Origin of the sequence: Anaerocolumna sp. MB42-C2, from assembly GCF_030913705.1 — a bacterium.
Classification (GTDB): Bacteria; Bacillota; Clostridia; order Lachnospirales; family Lachnospiraceae; genus Anaerocolumna.
Map to the genome: position 1 here is coordinate 1,573,877 of NZ_CP133190.1, position 21,058 is coordinate 1,594,934.

Genomic DNA, 21,058 nt, shown 5'->3' on the forward strand with positions numbered 1-21,058 from the left:
ATATATCACTCTAAACGCTATAAATAGCAAGTCATTAAAGGATTTTCTGTAGAAAATAACTGTGGGATTAATCAACAATTTCTTGTGTAAATAACACAATGCCTGTCAGAACGAAACACACACATGGCAGAGCCACACCATTTCCCCACATCTTATACTCTGCAGAATCAGAAGGAGGGTCTTGCAACCACTTTATAATCTGCCTTTCTGTCTTTGGTTTTGCAGACTCGCCTATAATCTTTCGATGTGTTTCAAAGACATCTATCCAAAATGCGATATCTTCTTTATTCGGATTCTCTGTGCCAAGGTTCTCACACCAAAAGTCTGGAAAGCCTTGAAGTCTTCCGCATTCCATTGGAGTAAGTCTGCGAACCGTATAGTTTGGTTCAACCACTGATGTGAAGTTGCCCTTATCCGGCATTCTCTGATTACCACCCGCATTATTTACTGTAAGTGTTGGAGATACAGTTTCCCCATTCCAGGCAACTGCCGATGGACCCTGTGCATTTAAGGTTGCTGCAACTCCATCTTCCTTAATTCCAAGGTTTCTCGCAAAGTTCTTACCACAGTTAAAGGTTTCTCTATCGATAGAATAACAAGGCTGTGACACAACATTGGGATCTTTATAATCTCTTGCTGCCAAAGTCGGTGCTTTTTCAATGTTGACCTGCATAAAATCACCCGTTGTCATTGCGTAAACTGCGTGTCTATCTGTGGTATTAAGGGTGAAAGATACCTCTTTATTAATGCCATCACCGTTAGGGCCGTTTTCATCTTTACGACCAATCATAGAACCCTGCAGAGAAAAGCTTTCTACAACAGCAATCCCACCCTGATTGCACGATGGATTACCTCCGTTTCCATCAATCGTTCTTGAAGTATCAGCCTCATAAATACCACTGTGAGGATTGTTTGATTTCATGGAGTTACTGCCATCAGAGCATATTCCATATGCCTTCGGCTCGAACAGTGTCTGATCGTTATTACAAGATAAAGTTGCAGATTTATTATCCTGTATTAATGCACCTTTTCCTCCACCCTCGCAGCCACTACGGATTTTAAGGGTTTTGGGAGTATCGTTTAATTCCATAGCTGCTGGAACTGTTCCTGCCCTTAATGTCGGTGAAACTTCCTCCTCATAACCAATTCCACGGCTTTTGGATGAATGCTCTGTGCAAAATCCTGCCGTTGTTACAAAAGGCTGATTGTTTCCACCAGTTCCATAAGTTGCAGAAACTGTTGGCGCAACATCTAAAGGTCCGGTGTAGCGGGTATCCTGGCTATGATTTTCAAACATAACACAAGGTGGGTGGTTCGCCTTTGCTCTAAGTGTCGATGTCCTATCATCAAGCACATCCATACGCTGACCGCCCTGGTCATTTAAAACAAGAGTGCTTGCCTCTCCAAAGCCAACCTCAGCACTTCCGGCAATTCCTTGCCACGAGCAGAAGCTCTGCGGAGAATACCCTGGCAAGCCTTCGGACTCAAATAATATTTTTCCGGCACACCTATCTGCAAAATCTGCGACAAGGTAGATACGTTTTCGACGTTGGGGTACTCCCCAGTATTGCGCATCAAAAGTTCTCCATGCGATGGAGTAATCTCCTCCCACGATTTCTCCTGCGTTAAGCCATTTGTTAGGCTTAGGAATAGATATGGTTTCATTTTTAACTCCTGCGATGCTTTCAAGGACGGCTTTAAAGTCCTCTCCTTTGTTTGATGAGAATGCTCCCGGCACATTCTCCCATACGATAAATCTTGGATATTTGCCATTAGTAGCACACCTCATCTCTTTTATAATTCGTATTGCCTCATAAAAAAGGACGGATTGTTTTCCATCAAGTCCTGCTCTTTTCCCAGCTACCGACATATCGGTACAGGGTGAGCCAAATGTAATAATATCGACTGGTTGTATTTCAGCGCCGTTAATAGTGCTAATGTTTCCTAAGTGCTTTACCCACGGCATTCGCTTTGTTGTGACCCGAATAGGAAAAGGCTCAATTTCCGATGCCCACAAAGGTGTAATACCTGAAATTAAGCCGCCTAAAGGAAACCCACCACTTCCATCAAACAGGGAACCAAGCGTAAGATTACTCATCTTTAGCCACCTCACTGTAAGGCACTTGATTTCCATCCCTTATTAAAAACACACCCTCATCACCAGAAATCTGTTCTATATACCTTTTTACAATAACATCACAGAACTTCTCATCCAGTTCTGCGGTGCAGCAAATTCTATCTGTTTGCTCACAAGCAATCAATGTGCTACCAGATCCACCAAATGGATCAAGAACGATTGAGTTTGTAAGGCTTGAGTTTCCGATTGGATAAGCTATAAGCGACACTGGTTTCATCGTTGGGTGATCTGCGTTTTTGCTTGGTCTGTCAAATTCCCATATAGTGGTTTGCTTCCTATCCGAATACCATTGATGTTTACCCGTTTTCTTCCACCCGAAGAGGATTGGTTCGTGCTGCCATTGATAAGGGCTTCGCCCTAGAACAAGACTTTGCTTTTTCCATATACAAGTACCACTCAAATAGAACCCACTATCTGCAAAAGCTTTTCTTAAGTTAAGTCCTTCTGTATCAGCATGAAAAACATAGATAGAACCATCAGCTGCAAGAACCTTTTCCATATTAGTAAAACTATCAAAAAGGAATTGAAAAAAGGCATCTGTGGAAAGATTATCATTTTGTATCTTTCCTGCAGTGCCTTCATATTTTACATTATACGGTGGATCGGTAACGATTAAATTTGCTTTCTTACCATCCATCAATTTATCATAGGTTTCTGACTTTGTACTGTCCCCACATAAAAGGCGGTGTCTTCCTAAAATCCACAAATCACCTTGCTTTGAAAACAGAGGCTTTTTCAGTTCTTCTTCCACATCAAAATTATCTTCTTGTACATCCTCAGCAGTATTTAAAATTGTATTTAACTCGGCGGCATCAAATCCTAAAAGGTCAATATCAAACTCAAGTTCCTTCAAGCTTTCCAGTTCTACGGATAACAAATCTTTATCCCACCCTGCATCTTCAGCGAGCCTGTTATCTGCAATAATATAAGCTTTCTTTTGTGCCTCAGTTAAATGGTCTACAAATACACAAGGCACTGTATCTAATCCATCTTCTTTTGCAGCTAATACTCTGCCGTGTCCTGCAATGATGTTATATTTTCTATCAATCAAAATTGGGTTCACAAAACCGAACTCCCTAAGACTTGATTGTAGCTTTTTTATTTGCTCTTTGCTGTGGGTTCTTGAATTGTTCGCATATGGTACCAGCTTTGATATCTCCACTTGCTGCATTTCCTGTGTATACTTATTTTCTTTGTCCAAATTAATCACCCCCGGCTTAGTAATTTGATAAGACCTTTATTTGCACCAACAATATCACCGGCCATTGCTTGCCCTCGTATTGTTTTATACTGTTGCTTGGTTAATCGTTCTCTTTGCATTTTCAAATGCTCTAAAAAAATATTAAGAGTCATATGCTACCTACCTTTTCTGCCTGATAAAAGTGCCTCCATGATATCGTCTTGAGGGTTTCCAATAAATGATGTAGTGCAATTTTGCTTTACAATATCAAAAATCTCATACCAGATGAGATTTGCCTGCTTTTGAAACGATTGGCTCATCTGTACAAATGGACTTGTTATAGCGCCACCTGTTGTTGGATGTTTTCCTAAAAGTCCGTATGTACTAATCGCTTCCTCGCACTGGATATACCTGGTGAATGCTTGAGCATAGGCCTCAATCAATCTAGGGTTGACGAACTTCTCACACCCACGTTCTTTCAGCCATTTCCATGTTTCAGTGAATAATAAATCTGCACCTAACGGCTTACCATCCCTTTGTCTTGCGCTAAGGTAGTCACTTGGTGCTGGCATATCTTCGCCGCATAAATCCGCTACTTCTTCTGGTTCATCAATCTTAAGTACTGTTTCAGGCTGTAGGTCTGGCACATCCAATACCTTTGCCGACTTTCCCTTTGTAATTTTTTCTGAAAGAGGTAGTGGCTTATCACCTGCGCGAACTCGTCTGCCGCCTCTATTTGTTCCATCTTTAGCCACTATTTTCACCCCTTTCTGAACTTGCTGGGTTTAATCCCGTGTTTGAACCGTGGTTTTTGTGCGTGTGCCCCCACGCCCGTTGTCCAATTAAAAAGCTGTAGAGATTTGACTCCCCCTACCGGTCATGCCAACGATCACCATCTCTTGCTGTTATGGCAGAGTGACAAGGAGTACAAAGAGCCATAAGATTACTCTTCGCATGGGTTCCCCCACGAGATAAAGGAAGAATATGATGTACTTCCTCGGCTCTTGTCAGCTTTCCGTTCCTTTCACACTCCTCACACAATGGATGCTGTGAAATATAACTGTCACGGATTCTCTTCCATGCTCTGCCGTATCTACGGCGTACAGCCGGATCTCGGTCGTACTTCTCGTAGCGTTTATTCTCCTGTTTCTCATGTTCTTCACAAAATCTATTGTCTGTAAGATTAGGACAGCCAGGGAAGGAACACGGCCTTCTAGGCTTTCTTGGCATCTGCTCACCTCCATTTGGGCATAAAGAAAGCCCTGCAGGATTGCTCCCACAAGGCTCGCTGTTCTCTATGCAGTTTTTCATGTTACCATTATACATCGAGTAAAAGGCAATTGCGTCCACGATATTACTCATTACTTCCCAAACAACAGAACTGCCAAATGCTGCACCGCACGGTTCTTTTTGTTATACGCAGAGGAACGCTCAATGTGGAAATGGTCGCATATGTCATATACCGCACCTGTCTGACCATCCTCATCTATATAAAATGTTTCAAGTACATAATGCTCATCATCGGTCAGCTGTTCCCATGCAGGCTTGAACCATTCCATGTACTCCAACGCTTGTCTGTAACGTTCTTTCAGCACATCTATTTCCTCAATTCCATTTAAGATACGTGCTTCTCCCGCCTGAGGATTATGGACTCTTGGCATCCCGTCAAACTGGGGACTTTGGATACCGCTCATCTTATCATAGGCATTTTTGATTTCCTCATCCGTATGACTGATAATATATTCCATACTGCTGTAATCCTTCAGTGCATTCACGGCTGCACTGCGTTTGTCTAAATACTGCCAGATAATGTTCATATCCTTACCTCCGAAATTTTATTTGCACTCGGATTGGCTTGGATTGTCTTAGGTTGTCTTAGATTTTCCTATTATTTTACTGAAATTTCTGCCTTAACAGCATCAATCAATGCAGACTGTGTGCTATCTTTTAAGGATAATGCCCTCATCACACGTTCATCGATTGTGCCTTTGGCAATAATGTGTTGTACTACTACGGTATTAGAACTCTGACCCTGCCTCCATAATCTTGCCACTGTCTGCTGATACAGTTCCAGGCTCCAAGTAAGTCCAAACCACACAAGGGTTGAACCTCCACTCTGAAGATTAAGTCCGTGTCCGGCAGATGCCGGATGAATCAGTGCCACAGGAAGTTCTCCTGCATTCCACTTTCGGATACTTGCATCGGTATCCAGTCTGGCAAACGGTACTTTCAGCTTATACAGCCTTTCGGTGATTCGCTGAAAATCATGTTTAAACCAGTAAGCCACCAATATAGGTTTTCCATTTGCCGCCTCGATAATATCTTCAAGGGCATCCAGTTTCTTATCATGAATTTTTAAGATATTCTCATCATCGGAATATACTGCACCATTTGCCATCTGACACAGCTTGGTGGAAAGTGATGCAGCATTGGCAGCTGTTATATCACCATCAGGCATCTGTAATACCAGGTCCTTTTTCAGTTCTTCATATCTTTCCTGCTCTTTTTCTGATAAATGCACCACATATCTGGAATTTACAAGTTCCGGCATCTTTATATGGTTGGTAGACTTCATGGAAATCGTGATATCTGATATTTTGTTGTAGATTTGCTGTTCTGCTCCTGGCAGTGGCTTATAGGAAAAAACAATCTGACCATTCATTTTATCCGGCTTGAAATATGCACTTCTGTACTGACCAATAAATCTTCCAAGCCGTTCTCCCATATCCAGCAACTTAAATTCTGCAAATAAATCCATAAGTCCATTGCTCGATGGCGTACCCGTAAGACCTACCATTCTTCTGACCTTCGGTCTTACTTTCATTAAGGCTCTGAATCGTTTTGCCTGGTGGTTCTTGAAAGATGACAACTCATCTACAATCACCATATCAAAATCAAAAGAAACACCACTTGCCTCAATCAGCCACTGTACATTTTCACGGTTGATGATATAAATATCTGCTTTGGATATCAGCGCCGCCACTCTTTCAGATTCTGTGCCAACCGCTATGGCATAACGCAGGTCACTCAGATGTTCCCATTTGCTGATTTCATCAGACCATGTATTTCTTGCTACACGAAGAGGCGCAACCACAAGGACTTTATGAATATCAAAGCTATCAAACAGCAAATCATTAATGGCAGTCAGCGTAATGCTCGTTTTTCCTAAACCCATATCCAAAAGAACTGCTGCCACAGGATGTTCCTCAATATATGAAATGGCAAACTGCTGATAACTATGTGGCTCGTATTTCATCCAGTATCCCTCCAATCTTGCTTTCATCATCCAAGATGTATACTCTAAATCCTAAACAATGTAATAATTTATGCCTTGCTGCCTGCAGTGGTCTTGGTTTCTGCCCCGGAGCCTTAACCTCTACAAAAGCAAACCTACCACCAGGCATCAATACCAATCTATCAGGCATTCCATCAAAGCCTGGAGATGTGAACTTCGGACAGATACCACCATTTTTCTTTACTGCTGCCACAAGCTTCTGTTCTATTACTTTTTCTCTCATGAATACCTCCATCAGTCATAATTTTGGGTAGGTGAGGAGGTCTATGGAATGCATTTCCTTAACTTTTTATATAGTCTTATTTTTTTACTTCTAAGAGAAGTTATATATAAGACTTCCATAGACCTCCACACTATTGGGAAAATGGCTTTATTCCAAGAATTCCGACTTTAATCGGAGTCCAGTGATAATGTTGCAGGCTCTTGTTTTCTTACGGCCGAATCCTGCGGATTCCAAGGCAGTGTAGAAATCTGCTGTACTGCGAATAAACTCACCCACCTGTATACAATAGGCACGGTATGAGTTATAGACCTCGCCGGACTTTGCGGTATAAGAATCTTCCACCTCACAGCATTCTGTCAAAAAATGGCTAAGCCAGTCATTGTTTTCTTTGTAATCCTCAATGGCATCCTTGACTTGCTGCGGAGTGGTAATTTTATAGTTATGGCTGATTACCTTTTTCGCACCCTCAATGACCCATGAAAGAATTGCTCCTCCTGCATTTTCAAACAGAAAATCCGCATAGTTCTTCACATCTGCACTGCCTTCAATCTTTGCCCCAAAAGGAATTACAATCAACCTTCGCCATGTGCCTTTGTCAATCGCACCGACCTTTGGCAGATGGTTGGTATACAGCACCAATGTATGGCTTGGAATATAGGAAAACGGGTCTTTGTATTTTTTCTCTGCATAAATTTCATCGGTGGAACACAGCTGTTTAACATTAGAGGTGTTCAGCCTCATACCTTCTTCCAACTCAGCTGCAATCAACAATCTTTTACCTTTGGCTTCAGCCAGTTCAGGCTTTACATTTCTCCTGCAGCCAACGGTCAACATATCTGCAGACATATTTCCGCTGTATGAGCCAAGAACCCTGGACACTGCATTCCAAAAGGTTGACTTTCCGTTTCGTCCTTCACCATAAGCAATGATAAGAGCCTCTACATATACTTTTCCAATAGCAGATAACCCTACAATTTCCTGCACATAGCTGGTAAGGTCTGCATCACCACAGAAGAATGTATCAAGTGCATTCTCCCATATTTCAACACCCATATTATCAGGATCAACAGCCGTCTGCTTAGTAATAAAGTTGAGCGGATCATGTTCCATTGGTGCTGTTATTCCATTACGAAGGTCATAAGTAACTGATGGAGCATTCAATAAAAATTCGTCGGCATCCAAGGTACGCTGTTCAATTTCGAGCATAGGGCGAGCCTCCTTTAATGCTGAAGTAATATACTTGGAATCCCTGCGTTTGATGGCATAGTTTCGGTAGGTAACAGCACTTTGATATTTATCAAAAGAGTGTGCCTGCTGTTCATTAAATGAGGATACAGCTTTCTTCGGACCCATTGCCGCAAGTATCTCCCACGCACCATTTTGCATCATTTCGTTGGTAACTTTCTTGATTTCAGTTTCAGCCTCTTCAAGCTGTCTGGAAGTAAGTTCCTGTGCAACCGCCTGTGATTTAGGTTTTGATTCTTCCCAGAAGCTTCCGTTGTACACAATATAATCTGTAGCAGGTGAATATCGTAAAAGACATTCATATTCTTTTGCCATTACCGTTGCCTGACCTACATCAGAATAATCCTCCGGCTTAAGCTGCAAGTTTGAATTAAACTGCTCCGGTGGTATATAGCCATTCTGAGAGGATACCTTTTTTCCAAAATTGACAGCACTGCCCCAGATGATTTTTAACTCACTTTCTTCAAGCGGTGGATTGCAATTCTCTGCCTGTTTCAAAAACAGATTATATGCTTTTTCTGAATTCCCATAGCGCTTGATGATTTTTCCGGCATAGTGTGACATGGTGCTATTACGCTGCCCTTGTGGGATTTCCTCTTTACTTTGTTCCCACTCTTCAAATGCAATTTCATCAAGATACTCCACAATATTTTTACTGCCGCTATAAATTTCTACTTCTGCATCCGCAGTACCAAAAAGGAGTCTGGCACTATCCAGTGCATTGTTATCAAAATATGGGAAAGAGGCAGCAATTTGTTTTTTCAGTTCAGCATATTCCTCTGGAGCTGTAATCACAGGTGTAATGAAGTAAACATGAAATCTTGGACGGGCAGATTTATTTTCTTTTGTTTTCATATGGTTTCGGCTGTAAACAACTGCAAAAGAAACATCTTGAAAAACAAGTGCAACTTCAAATGGAGTAACCCATTCGTCTGGGTTATCTGAATGATCATTATCACAATCAAGCGGAACATTATCAGCTTTTATAAAATTTGCATTACTGCGATAGTTGTTCTTATACTCAGCTGTTACATGATCATGTATTACCGCTCGTTTTAATGATTCTTCATCTTTAATTACAGCTTTGTGAGGATAAACACAATTAGACAGACTCCCCACACAGTCTGCCGTAAATAAGGTTAATTCCATTATGCTTTCTCCTCCAAATCTTCCGTAAAGTAGCGGATTACTTTTCTTTGTTTCTGTGCCTTTGCAATCTCAGCTGACATCCCTTCCGATATGGTGTTGCCAAATACCCATACTTCACTGCATTTTCCAAGCAGAACCATATCCATAAACATAGCAAGACCTCTTTCCGTGCTTTCATCCATAAACTGTGGGAAAAGAAGATGTGGTGCAATCGGTATTGCATTTTTCACAACTGCAAATCGACTAAATAACTTTGCTAGATATACGTTTCTCGCCACATCGCCTGAATAGGGAGAACAGATATACACCAAAGGTCGGAAAGAGGCAGCCTTGCGGGCTGCTCTCTCTTCATTTTCAACTTTGGTTAATGCTTCATAGGGAGTCGGGTCAAAATAACCCTCGCTGTTAAATTTATCAATTCCCATATTCATCCTCCTGTTCAATCAAAGGATAATATCCATCTTCCTTCATAAGACTGTAGATAAAGAGTCTGCCTTTTTGCGTCCAGTAAGTATGAACCTTTGTATGAATACTGCCGTCATTGCCAGGATAGCTGTGAGTTTTCGTGCTTGTGTATCCTTTTTCCGCATATTTCTGATACAAAAGCCAGATAGCACTCTGCTTAAACTGAACACCCTTGTCATGAAGATATCTGTTCATACGATTGGCACTCCAGCCGTAATCTTTCGCAATAACAGAAATGGCAACTAGGTCTTTACAGTTAAGTACCACCTCATAATAAGATGCTTTGGGTTTCATCTCTACAATCTGCTGATTTTGTACTGCTACCGTTTCAGAAAGAGCCTTATTTCTATCACGCTCTGACTTTAGTTTCGTAAGTGCTGCAATCAACATATCTGGGTCAGCCAATAACTCGTCAACTGCATAAACACCATGTTTGCGGATAGCAGGGAGAACCTCACTAGTTACCCAACGCTTGAACTTTTTCGCACTTGGCATCCTACTTGAAAGAATAAGACTATAAAGACCACTTTCATTAATAACAGGTGTGTTTTGCATTCTTCCGATGGCGTCCTGAATTGGGACTTCATCTTTATCATCTTCATCTACATGATCGAGAATTGCCTTTGCGGGTCTTTCATAGCCAAGAATATCGGCTATATCTCTTCCCACAAAATAGGGAACACCATTGACTGTGACTGCTCTTACAGAGCCAAACTCTGTACTTTGGAAAACTTGTAATTCATTCATAAGAATTACCTCCTGTTATAAGATTTTTTGAAGAACCTTTGTCCCTCAAGTCACAGTCAAAAAAAGAAGGCTATATTTTAGCCCCCTTGAAAAAATATTTAATCTTTTTTATAGAACATAGTTTCATATCCATCAGCACGAAGTAACAACCCGCTAATCCACGGTGGTGTCCTGCCCATTTGTTTACATATGGTATCAACAGAAGTTCCCATGCTGCATTCAAGAATCAGTTCATCATGAACATGACCACAGATAAAGCAGTGACTCAGTGTTTGCATTGCAAACATAAGAATATCCCGACTGATTGCCTGCACGATATTTTCCACGAACTTAGGTCCATAGCTTTCGATACGTTCCCATTTCTTTGTGCCACCGATACCTTCGTAATTTACAGACTCACCACCAAACTGATTCTCTCCGATGCGAGGTTTCACATAAGCAAGTCTTCTCCTTGATGGCAGCTGAATAAAGAGCATTCCACTTTTACAAATAAAATAGATCCCGTGGCACTCTATTGTTGCTTTCTGTTTAATAGCAGTTTTAACAGCACGGTCAACATCCCACCAGAACTGCACAATATTTGGATTTGCCTTTCTCCAGGCATCCACAAGCGGCTGCAATTCTTCTTCCTTAAGCCCCATATCCAAGGCACCCATTGCTGTTAATGCACCAACCGAGCCACCGTATCCCAGTGCCAATTCAGCTATTTTCCCTTTTTGTCTGAGACTACTGTTCAATCCGTGCTTTTCTACAGGTACACCAAACATAGCTGATGCAGATGCACAATAGATATCACCATTATTCTTAAAGACATCGCTTCGCCAGGACTCATCTGCAAGAAATGATAACACTCTTGCCTCGATCGCCGAAAAGTCTGCTACCACAAACTTATATCCTTGTCTTGGCACAAAGGCAGTACGGATAAGTTGTGATAAAGTGTCTGGAATATCGTCATATAAAAGTTCCAGTGCCTTATAATTTCCGTTTCTCACAAGACCACGAGCCTGTTCCAAGTCCGGCATATGATTTTGTGGTAGGTTCTGCAATTGAATCATCCTGCCAGCCCATCTTCCACTGCGGTTGGCACCATAAAACTGAAACATCCCTCTCGCTCTGCCATCTGCACATACTGCGTTCTGCATTGCTTGGTATTTCTTTACCGATGATTTGGCAAGCTGCTGACGGAGAGATAGCACCGTTCTTAGTGGTTCAGTAGTTGCCTTTAATAATTCTGCCACTGCCTTTTTACCTAAGGTATCTGTTTCCAATCCATTATCAGAAAGCCACTGTTTCATCTGCTGCACAGAGTTAGGATTATCAAGCTGTGTCAGTTCCTTAATTGCGTTATTAAGTTCTGTTTTTGAGCGAGCATCCATATCAATAGCCTGTTCTACTACAGTCATATCAAGTTCAATACCACGGTCATTGATCTCCTGGTCAAGATGATATTCATCCCATATAAAATCGGGGACAGGGAACTTGGAGAGTTTTTTCTGTATGGACATTTCCACTTCAACATCCCGCTTATTGTAGAAAACAAAAGTATCCCACTTAGCTTTATCATGATGTGGCAGATTACGATTACGTCCACCATTCGTCTTAGTTGGTTTACAAGGAACACAGAAATATCGGATAAGGTCTTTGCCTTCTTTCAACTTCTGTTCTTCTAGTCCCAGTACAGCACCTGCTCCTGCCAGTGATAACGGCAGTCCCATATAGGCAGACCATATCATGGAGCATTTCCACGAAGACGGGTCTAGGAATTTTTCTACCATATCTTCCTCTATACTGTAACTGCAAAAATGTTCAGGGTAATTTCTACGAAGCCATGCAGATAGGCAGATACGCTCAAAGGATGAATTAAATGCCCACTTGGTCACAGTATCATCTGTCAGGGCCGCAATAATCTCCATTGGAAGTTTCTCACCATCGACAAGGTCTACCACCTGCACTTCACCGCCGTTTACCGCGTAGCCAAATAGCAGAATTTCAAAGTTCTCGGACTCAGCATATTTATATACACCGCATTTACTCAGATCGATATCACTGTATGTTTCAATATCAATTGAGAGCGTTTTTATTTCACTCAAGAATTTCCCTCCTTCCATAACAAACAAGGCGGCAAAGATTACTCCTGCCGCCCGCTCGTGATTTACTGCTGATTAAGCTGTTCTTTTTTCTTCTTGCGTTCGGAGCGAATGTCATCACGAATCAGTGTGAAGAACATATAAGCACTGCCACCCATATTGATACTGAAGAATGTAACTAAAATAATTACCAAAATTGTATTCATATCCTTTACCTCGTTTTCTTAGATTATCGTGAACATAGAGGCTGGCTCAAATATGAGCCAATCTCCACGGCCACTTGATTGACATTGTTACATTGCGATTAAGACAGGAAATCGTTCTCGTCTTCGGTTTCAAAATCATCCTCCGCACGGGATTTGCCACCTAGAGGTTCACCATCCTTGATTTTCTGAAGGTTATTGAGGCCACAGGCAATACCCTTGTTGCCGTTGGAATTAAAAGCATAGAAGTTAATGCTTGCACGTCCGTAAACACCAGAGTAAACCTCAGAGCGGTCAATGATAGGTTGGCGGTCTGCATCCACAATGCCAGGAGCTGCTGCACTGTTGGCATTGATAAAATAGCAATCAGCATATGCCTCATCATCTGGTCTTTCGGTATCGCCGTCACGAAGAGGTGTTTTAAGTACAGAAAGTGCAGGAACTGTTCTGCCATTGCCCTTCAGCTTGCTTTCGCCCTCCTTGTATGCGGCCTCAATTGCAGCCTGGATTTTTGCTACCGTTTTGGCATCAGACTTTGGAATGATAAGAGATACGCTGTACTTTGGAGTGCCACCATTAATAGACTTTGGCTCATGAACATTTGCATAACTCCAGCGAGTATCTGGACCTGTGATTACCTTCATAGGGTTGTTAACTTTGTTTGACATAATATTGTCCTCCTTTAATTTTCACTAAAATCTTCAGCTGCTAATGCAGCATTGCTGTTATTGATAGCCGGACGCTTATCACTCTCCGGTACGAGTGTTGGTTTACCCTGTGGCTTATAAGTAAAGTTGCCAAGGATTTCATCAAATTTCTTTTTGCCAAGTTCTGATACCATTGCCGTGATGCCAAGCAGTTTCTGTTCATATGGATCAAAACCTGCTGCAGTAACGGCATCTGCCACAGCGGATTCATCCGTGTATTTTCTGTTGGAACGACCCTCGACAACCTTGAATCCGTGATAATCGGTACCACTAAGAGCCTGCTGAAGAGCATATTCCTTGATGTCATTCACCCAGGAAATCAGTTCATCCACCTTTGGTAGAATTGCTGCAATCTCATCAGTTTCCAATGTTGCAGGCATCTCAAAATCATAACGGGCAAGTTCCAGATTGTACTCAGCACGTTTACGGCATACCGCCTTTGCCTGACAGAACTGACAGTGTTCTCCTGCTTTATATTCGCCTTCTCCTGCATAAGCAAGTTTCGCTGTAGGTGCAAGGATGTTTTCTGCCCAGGAATATAGATCATCCTTTGACATAGTGAACATACTGACATTTTCTTTACGTGGCTGATAGATTGTCATGCATACAGCATTGATATCATAAATCCCATCAAAGAGTTCCAATGCACCTATGGCATAACATTGCATCTGCGTGTTCTCCATAGCCGATACAAGAACACCTTGACCATGCTTATAATCGATGACATACAGTGTACCGTCTGCAATAATTACGCAGTCCCCAGTACCAAACCCATTCTCCACAAACCTTGAAAAATCTAGTTTCTGTTCAATCAGAACAATAGGATCTTTACAGATTTGTCTTACCGCCTCCAGCAGTTCCAGAACATAGCCTGCATAATCTTCCGCACACTGTTCCATCTCTGCATCATAATAAGTAAGGTTGCCTGTGGGGTCTTTGGTTTTTATGCCCAATGCTTTTTCTAATTTGTACTGACAAAGGCTGTGAGCATCCGTACCTTGCTGTGCATATTCGCTACCCTTGTCCTCATAGCTTTCACTAAGCCTTGCTGAGGGTGGGCACTCCAGCCACCTGTGACTGGAGGATGCAGAAAGTAATGCGTGTTTGTGGCTCATCCAATTGCCTCCGCATCCGCAAGCAGTGCCGGATATTCTGCTGGGTCAATCTCAGACAACTTGTCTGCACCATGCTTATTTAAAAGTGCTTTAACCTCTGCCGTATAACCGTTACGGGATTTCTCAGCAAGAACTGCACGAACATCCGTTAGGGATAGGATTTTCTCCTGTTTTGGAGTTTCCTTTGGCTTTTCTTCCTTTTTAACAGCTGTCTTTTTTATATGCTGCTTTTCCGTATGTTCCTCTGATGCAGAAAATATCGCAGTCAGCGATTCTGAAATACCAATAAGAATTTCACCACAGTGTTTCAGTTCAGCAATTTCTGCTGCCAGTTCGCTCATCTTACTCATGAAACGTTGCCTCCTTCCTCGACTTCTTTTACATCCACGGATGCAACCGACTGTCCCGGTGCAAGAAGATATACCTGGGTGAAATCTCCAAAAAGGAACTTCACAATTCTCGAAGGCAATCTCATATCTGCACCTCTTAAAACAGTGGCTTTCTTTCCGCTAGGATCAGTGACATTAATAATGATTTTGTGTTTCAATGCCATATCACCACCTCGCTTTCTGTAAGGTCATCTCCCTTACAAGTCACAGTCAAAGAAAACAGTCGGTTTATTAGCCCCTTGGAAATTTTTTAGAAATTCTTTTTGATAATTTCTAAGATACGTTTTTTATGGTTGTAAACAGTTGGTACGCTCATACCAAGGATTGCTGCAGTCTCTGTTAATGAGCATTCTTCTATAAAGAGAAGCTTGTATACTTCCTGCTGTCGGTCAGTCATGGTATCTACTAGTTCATGCAAATGCTCTACTTCTGACGATACATCATCTCCATTTGAAACAGATGTATCTTCTAAGAAATTCTGCTTGTCCGCTGAATCATCATCAGAATCTGCATAATAATCTAATGACAGATTCCAGCCAGTAGAGTACTTTTCACCTGGATGTTCTTCTTCCCAGTCCTTTCTTGCAGCTTTTTCATCTGCTGTCATAGGTGGATGTCCATTCTTACAGTTGTAATAAACCTCACTGTCATCCAATGAATGAAGTGTAGATATCCAAGCTTCGGTTATTTCATTTTCTCCTGGTCGAATAATAATGTTGTCTTGACGATAGCCTCCATTACCATCTGGTACACTGATTGGGTATCTATATACCCCACGTTCTTCTTTTCTTGTTTTACGAATTTTCATAAAAATTCCTTGCCTTTCTGCCTGGTACTCGCATAGGGGCAAGGAAACAAATAAGGTATGTGCTTTTGAAGTACACCAATTGAAAAGGCCTGATTAGGGCATAGGAAAATTAGGGTACTTCATATTGCACCCATCACTGCTTTCACAGTGACGGTTTCAATATTTGTATCCCAGCCCCTATAGCTAATCAGGCCTGTGATATTATTTATTCAGCCTATTAAGGTTGACTGCTCACCTTATAAAAAATGATAAATGCTCACATATTCCATACCAAAAAGAAGAAGTTGTCTTTAAGGTGGAATACAATTCGTTCGAAAACTTCCGGACTATAAGCGTGAAACCCGCATAACATATCCTAAAATCTATCTTCTGAGTTACTGGCAGGTGCCAGATTGCGCAACAAATGAAAATGAAGGCTGCGTTATTACAGAAGCCATTCAATGCGGCAATGACACTTGCATGAGACCACTGAACGTTTTTCATTGTCACTTCATAGAAATTTTTGATCTCTATGTCAAAAGTGAATTTCCAAGGAAACTTATAATTAGATTTTATCTGATATGCTGAACCGTCTACATGAAACGTGATATTTCAGTTCAATTTATCCATTAGCTTGTCACCCTTTTAAGCACTTTTTCATTTTACTATTCAACTAATAATAAGAAAATACACCTAAAAAAGCCCATTACTGATAACGTTATAGTAATGGGTTTTATATTGTATTCTCTTTATTTTTAGTATATAATAATATAAAAAGTAAATGTTAATATTCCACAAATCCACTTCATAATGAACACTGTCATTTTTGAGATATTTTTTTTATCATTTTTTTCCAAGAGAGGTGTAATAAGAATGAAAAATAATTTAGATTTTTTTCTTAATAATCTATTTGAATATGAGAACTGCACTTGCGTGTGCCAAAAAGAGACAGTCTACACAACGCCAGGGCAACCACCACATTATAACTTAAAGCTGTTTTCCGTTCCGGAGGAGGTAATCCATTTTTCGTATGCACCACAGAAAGGGTTGAATCAGTCAGGAAACGCTGGTGGCGTTATTTCGGAGAATATACTGGGGCAGCTTTTAGCCGTACCAATCGGAGATGTGGATGCAATTATCGCATTCTTTGAAAAATATGGTTTTCTTTTTCCTATCAGCAGTGAACAATATGAAGCCATTGATGATAATGCTCTGCTTGAAATCGTAAATCGTATCAAAGCAACTGTAATGCTAATGAGTACGATTGCTGGGAAAAGAGATTATAAGAAAATGCTAATCTGCGCTACTTACTTATTATTCACCGAGCCCGTCCATTTGACAATGTCCACAGGGGAGTATGACTCAAATAATCATTTATTTACTAAACTCATTCGAGAATACAACATCATGCCTGACACAAACAGAAACCAAGAATTATATGACAATGAATGCATTGCTATTAAAGATACTATCGTCAACGGCTATAATAAGGTATACATTGATGAATTAGCAGGAATGGTCATGAGTGATGGGATAAGCGGATTAACAGGAAGTAGAGACTGGCATTTTAAAAACCTCTTTGCCTTATACACAAATTATCCTAGTTCTGATGATAAGCTGCGTACAATTATAGATTTTTACTACCACTACGAAACAAAAGTAGGAGTATTCAAAGATGTCGAGGTTAATCGAATATTATATCATACAGAACCAAAACGAGATAAATTTACGGATACAATGAAAGATTCTCTGTTGAAGATAGCAGAAATTGTTATAAGTGAAGAAATTAATGCAAACCTAAAAGGAATCTCCCCTCAGTTTAGTGCAAAAACCTTAGCTCCGTCATGGAAACTCAACAGTTTGCTTGAAGCACTTTATTTTTCAATCTTCTATATGAAGCCGGGAGTAGAACTTTACAAGGAATGTGAAAACCCGAATTGTCAGCATCAGAAGTATTTTCTGATAAATGCCACTGTTACAAACAAAAAATATTGTTGCCCAGCTTGTGCAAATGCGGCAGCACAACGCAGAAGCCGTCAACGCAAACTTGCTAACAAATAAAAAAAGACCTCCGCTTAATAGCAATCAACTGCTATAAGCGGAGGCCTTTATATTTGTTAGCTGCGTGGCGGTGAAACCAATCCTCTGGACACAACCTTTTCGATGCAACGAATTAAATCTTGCTTTTGCTGTTCCGGTGTACCAATATAATTATACATAAGATACCTGGTATCCATTACTATTCCTTGAATACGCTCGTAATTCTTCATTTTGGGGTTTGAAGCATCATATCTCCAATCTCCCACTGCCTCACCAATATTACCAACATTACCGTTCATATGAAACAAATTATCATCTTTGTTGTACGGCATGATGAAACAATTGAACAATCGCTCATTGGGAATACCCTTTACACGTTCTATGTATTCGCCATAGGTTATCTGCTTATTGATATCAGTGCCATTTGGCAAATTCTCTCCCTTTGCAGTCCATCCATATCGGTAGCATTTCGCATCCAGCACATAGTATTTATCTCCGTATATCATAATGGAATCTGGATACAATGGTGTTTTCTCTTTATCTGGGCCGTAATCCAAAAGCCATCGTGTACGTGGGAAATACTGTGCCTTATCTTCAACCCCAAATGCCTTATCAATCATTTTTTCCCAGACAGTATCAAAATGATCCGTTCCAAAAAAGTACTGTGCGTCCGAACTTTTTTCATCCAAGTATTCAAGCATGGCTTTCATTGCACCAAACAATTCCTGTTCCACATCATTATTTGTACTTGCTAGTTTCTTTGTAAGCATATAAATGGATGCACGAATTCCAGAATATGTTCCAGGTTTCTCCGGCATAAATGGAACATATAACCATCCTAATTTTTCAAAAGCTTCATACACACAAAAGCGATGAATTTGCGTTATTTCTTTGTTTGCGTTTGGAGTTGATGAACGCACTGTCATGTTAGTGAACACTAAGGATCCATTTTTTTGAATTAATGCCCTTTGATCTCTCACTGTACGAGGCCAGGATGTTCTTCCTTTTGTGTCAGTTATGAACTGTGGGTCTGTCTCAACATAATAGCGCCCAGTTCTGAGAAAATCTCTGATTACTGTTAAATATGCATGAATTGGAAAATCTACGGTTCTGGGTGCTTCAAACTTTGGTGATTCAATAACTCTATCCTCTTTCATGAAAGCAGCCAATACCCCAAACAAATTATTGATGTCGACCCTTAAATCATCATCATTGTCTGGAAGCCGATAACCGATTGGGAAGTAAATTACGGCATCATCGGTATCAGCTTTAACACCAACAAAACTGTCTCCGTCTTCATTTGTATTTACATGACATCGTTGCCTTAGATTTTTTGTTAAATCCAACTATTATTCACCACCGTTCTTTGACATCTTTTTTACTGCTGCTGAGCCGGGTATAGTTTCTCCCGTACAGACTGTCTAAAGATGCTGAAACGGTTTTCACCTCTTGAATATACAAATGTACGAATTACTCTTTCAAGACTATCCATATTATCAGTGTTAAACAATGCTTCTGGATTAAATTTAAAAGCATCATCCCAAAGATACTTAATGACCTTTTCAGGGAACTGCCGATTATGAATAAGAGCTTCACGAATCTCAGATAAACGCTTTTTCTGAGGCTCCGTAATATCTTTCAGTAATTCATGTCGAACTAAATCATTTAATTCTATTTGTAAAGTTTCAAAGCCTTCTGATGGCATTGCTTTTTGATCAAATAACAAATCGTTTTCATGAACAAAATACACGCCCAATCGTTTATCTTCAGCGGATGCCATCTTAGCCTTATTCCCGATAATAATTTCATTTACTGTTTCACAGAATAGTTTCCAAGTAACTTTTGTATCAAGAATATGCGCATTTGCCAAAGACTCTCTCACATTATCAAAATTGTTTTCTATGAGACGCATACGCCATCTACGTTGAAAAGCAGTATCTAATGTAAACACATTTTGGTCAGAAGTATTCATTGTACCCAATATAGATAAATTGGATGGAATACGCACTTTGTGTTCTGCATTACCATAAATACATTGAGCAACATTTTCATTTGTAATGTAATATTCGCTTGTTCCTATTGGATACAAAATTCCATTCTCGGTTTTTTCAATCACCATTCTATCTAATAATTGAAAAACATCTCCAAAAATTGCAGGAGCATTTCCTCTATTGATTTCTTCAATAATCAAGATGTATTTCTTGTTGGGGTGTACATATGCATTATGCATAATAGTCGTAAATGGTCCTGGTGTGAACTCATAAGTGACCTGTTTATCTTCATCAACCACTGGAAGGATTTGTCCAACGAAATCTGCATTTGTATAATCGGGGTGAAAAACTAAACGCTCAACTGCACAATCAGAAGAACAATATTCATGTTCAATAGTCCAACTTTTACCCGAACCTGGAACACCATATAAAAGTGTATTCATTCCACCCGAAATTCTTTCTACACGGTCATAATCAATACTATCATCTGAACCTGAATGTTCTTGATATGATATAGTATCAACTTTTCCTTGTAACATATTTAATTGCACAATACGTGCAAAATCCCCATTTAATGCAAAACAAGTTACGGTTTCATTAGGAACGTTCACCTTATTTAATACCTGCCATAACACAAGACGTGTGAGAATTCTGTCACTCTTTTTAGCTTCACACGAATTTCCATTTTTTCTAAATTGTAAAATGGCATTTTTTATAGTCGGATATTGCGAATCTAATAAATACGAAGAATTATTGATGAAACTGGCCCATTCGTCTCTGGTTATATATCCATTTAGTTCTGCTTCACTTAACAGTTTGAACAATATCAAATAAGGTCTTATATTACGTCCGTACTTTTCTTGCTTAACAGAAATTCGAAGAAGTAAATCCAATAATAGCTGATTTTTATCATCTAACGTCAAAAGATCTGTTAGTGAAAGTTTAACTTTTCCTCCATCTGTTGGAGTCTCAACCAACTCAAACGAAGCAAGAAATTCATTCCCCAAATCGGAAACCTCAAATTTTGACTGTTCTGCATCTACATAGCGAATAAATCCCATTTCTCTCAATGTCAGTTCAGCATGGGTATCTCTTTTGTCTTCAGACCATTCGCCACCACGTTCCTGCGAGATACGCGCCCTGGCAACAGGGAAAATTGTATCCTTACCATCAGCCGAAGTCATTGGCTGATTTTCTTTTACCACTTTCAGCAAGTAATAAATTGCTTCAAGACTGGTAAAACTGGTTTGCAATATGGTTTTGTTGTATTCTTTTGTTACACCCATATGGTACCTCCT

20 protein-coding genes are annotated in these 21,058 nt (G+C 40.4%); 1 reads left to right on the forward strand and 19 read right to left on the reverse strand.

From position 1 onward, the window contains the following. Nucleotides 1-67: 67 nt before the first annotated feature. The 17 genes from RBU59_RS07085 to RBU59_RS07165 form a co-directional block, all read right to left on the reverse strand. Nucleotides 68-2,098 (reverse strand): DNA cytosine methyltransferase, encoded by a 2,031-nt coding sequence (locus tag RBU59_RS07085; RefSeq protein WP_308147180.1) that lies wholly within the window; start codon nucleotides 2,096-2,098, stop codon nucleotides 68-70. After that, entirely contained in the window at nucleotides 2,091-3,308 is a 1,218-nt protein-coding gene (locus RBU59_RS07090) for a site-specific DNA-methyltransferase (RefSeq protein WP_308148554.1), read from the reverse strand. Before RBU59_RS07090 ends, RBU59_RS07085 begins: the two co-directional genes overlap by 8 nt. A 185-nt stretch (nucleotides 3,309-3,493) precedes the next feature. After that, a complete protein-coding gene (locus RBU59_RS07095; RefSeq protein ID WP_308147181.1) occupies nucleotides 3,494-4,072 on the reverse strand; it encodes a P27 family phage terminase small subunit in 579 nt (192 codons plus the stop codon). Between the two features lie 115 nt (nucleotides 4,073-4,187). Then, nucleotides 4,188-4,547, reverse strand: a complete 360-nt coding sequence (locus tag RBU59_RS07100; RefSeq protein WP_308147182.1) for an HNH endonuclease — start codon at nucleotides 4,545-4,547, stop codon at nucleotides 4,188-4,190. 131 nt (nucleotides 4,548-4,678) lie between these two features. Further along, complete coding sequence (locus tag RBU59_RS07105; protein WP_308147183.1) at nucleotides 4,679-5,134, reverse strand: hypothetical protein; 456 nt, start codon at nucleotides 5,132-5,134, stop codon at nucleotides 4,679-4,681. Nucleotides 5,135-5,205: 71 nt separating this feature from the next. After that, nucleotides 5,206-6,573, reverse strand: a complete 1,368-nt coding sequence (locus tag RBU59_RS07110; RefSeq protein WP_308147184.1) for a DEAD/DEAH box helicase — start codon at nucleotides 6,571-6,573, stop codon at nucleotides 5,206-5,208. Next, entirely contained in the window at nucleotides 6,554-6,835 is a 282-nt protein-coding gene (locus tag RBU59_RS07115) for a VRR-NUC domain-containing protein (protein ID WP_308147185.1), read from the reverse strand. The genes RBU59_RS07110 and RBU59_RS07115 overlap by 20 nt, the downstream gene beginning before the upstream one ends. Before the next feature lie 147 nt (nucleotides 6,836-6,982). Beyond that, nucleotides 6,983-9,229, reverse strand: coding sequence for a phage/plasmid primase, P4 family (locus RBU59_RS07120; RefSeq protein WP_308147186.1), 2,247 nt, complete (start codon nucleotides 9,227-9,229; stop codon nucleotides 6,983-6,985). Further along, nucleotides 9,229-9,654, reverse strand: a complete 426-nt coding sequence (locus RBU59_RS07125) for a DUF7768 domain-containing protein (RefSeq protein WP_308147187.1) — start codon at nucleotides 9,652-9,654, stop codon at nucleotides 9,229-9,231. The genes RBU59_RS07120 and RBU59_RS07125 overlap by 1 nt, the downstream gene beginning before the upstream one ends. After that, on the reverse strand, nucleotides 9,644-10,441 hold the full coding sequence (locus RBU59_RS07130; RefSeq protein ID WP_308147188.1) for a phage antirepressor KilAC domain-containing protein: 798 nt from the start codon (nucleotides 10,439-10,441) through the stop codon (nucleotides 9,644-9,646). The genes RBU59_RS07125 and RBU59_RS07130 overlap by 11 nt, the downstream gene beginning before the upstream one ends. 98 nt (nucleotides 10,442-10,539) lie before the next feature. Further along, nucleotides 10,540-12,522 (reverse strand): DNA polymerase, encoded by a 1,983-nt coding sequence (locus RBU59_RS07135; RefSeq protein WP_334307752.1) that lies wholly within the window; start codon nucleotides 12,520-12,522, stop codon nucleotides 10,540-10,542. A gap of 71 nt (nucleotides 12,523-12,593) precedes the next feature. After that, on the reverse strand, nucleotides 12,594-12,734 hold the full coding sequence (locus tag RBU59_RS07140; RefSeq protein ID WP_308147190.1) for a hypothetical protein: 141 nt from the start codon (nucleotides 12,732-12,734) through the stop codon (nucleotides 12,594-12,596). A gap of 98 nt (nucleotides 12,735-12,832) precedes the next feature. Beyond that, complete coding sequence (locus RBU59_RS07145) at nucleotides 12,833-13,399, reverse strand: DUF2815 family protein (RefSeq protein ID WP_308147191.1); 567 nt, start codon at nucleotides 13,397-13,399, stop codon at nucleotides 12,833-12,835. Nucleotides 13,400-13,413: 14 nt separating this feature from the next. Further along, the gene (locus RBU59_RS07150) at nucleotides 13,414-14,553 is read right to left on the reverse strand and encodes a DUF2800 domain-containing protein (RefSeq protein ID WP_308147192.1); all 1,140 of its coding nucleotides are present in this window, start codon (nucleotides 14,551-14,553) and stop codon (nucleotides 13,414-13,416) included. Then, complete coding sequence (locus RBU59_RS07155) at nucleotides 14,550-14,903, reverse strand: DNA ligase (protein WP_308147193.1); 354 nt, start codon at nucleotides 14,901-14,903, stop codon at nucleotides 14,550-14,552. Before RBU59_RS07155 ends, RBU59_RS07150 begins: the two co-directional genes overlap by 4 nt. Beyond that, nucleotides 14,900-15,106 carry a hypothetical protein gene (locus tag RBU59_RS07160; protein ID WP_308147194.1) on the reverse strand — a complete coding sequence of 69 codons (207 nt, stop codon included), beginning with the start codon at nucleotides 15,104-15,106 and terminating at the stop codon, nucleotides 14,900-14,902. The genes RBU59_RS07155 and RBU59_RS07160 overlap by 4 nt, the downstream gene beginning before the upstream one ends. Before the next feature lie 86 nt (nucleotides 15,107-15,192). Continuing rightward, nucleotides 15,193-15,750, reverse strand: coding sequence for a sigma-70 family RNA polymerase sigma factor (locus RBU59_RS07165; protein WP_308147195.1), 558 nt, complete (start codon nucleotides 15,748-15,750; stop codon nucleotides 15,193-15,195). Between the two features lie 852 nt (nucleotides 15,751-16,602). Here RBU59_RS07165 and RBU59_RS07170 point away from each other — a divergent pair. Then, the gene (locus RBU59_RS07170) at nucleotides 16,603-17,790 is read left to right on the forward strand and encodes a hypothetical protein (RefSeq protein WP_308147196.1); all 1,188 of its coding nucleotides are present in this window, start codon (nucleotides 16,603-16,605) and stop codon (nucleotides 17,788-17,790) included. Between the two features lie 56 nt (nucleotides 17,791-17,846). Here the strand turns inward: RBU59_RS07170 and RBU59_RS07175 are convergent, their stop codons facing one another. Both RBU59_RS07175 and RBU59_RS07180 read right to left on the reverse strand, forming a co-directional pair. Continuing rightward, nucleotides 17,847-19,115, reverse strand: coding sequence for an LlaJI family restriction endonuclease (locus tag RBU59_RS07175; protein ID WP_308147197.1), 1,269 nt, complete (start codon nucleotides 19,113-19,115; stop codon nucleotides 17,847-17,849). 32 nt (nucleotides 19,116-19,147) lie between these two features. Then, a complete protein-coding gene (locus tag RBU59_RS07180; protein WP_308147198.1) occupies nucleotides 19,148-21,046 on the reverse strand; it encodes an AAA family ATPase in 1,899 nt (632 codons plus the stop codon). Nucleotides 21,047-21,058: the final 12 nt, after the last annotated feature.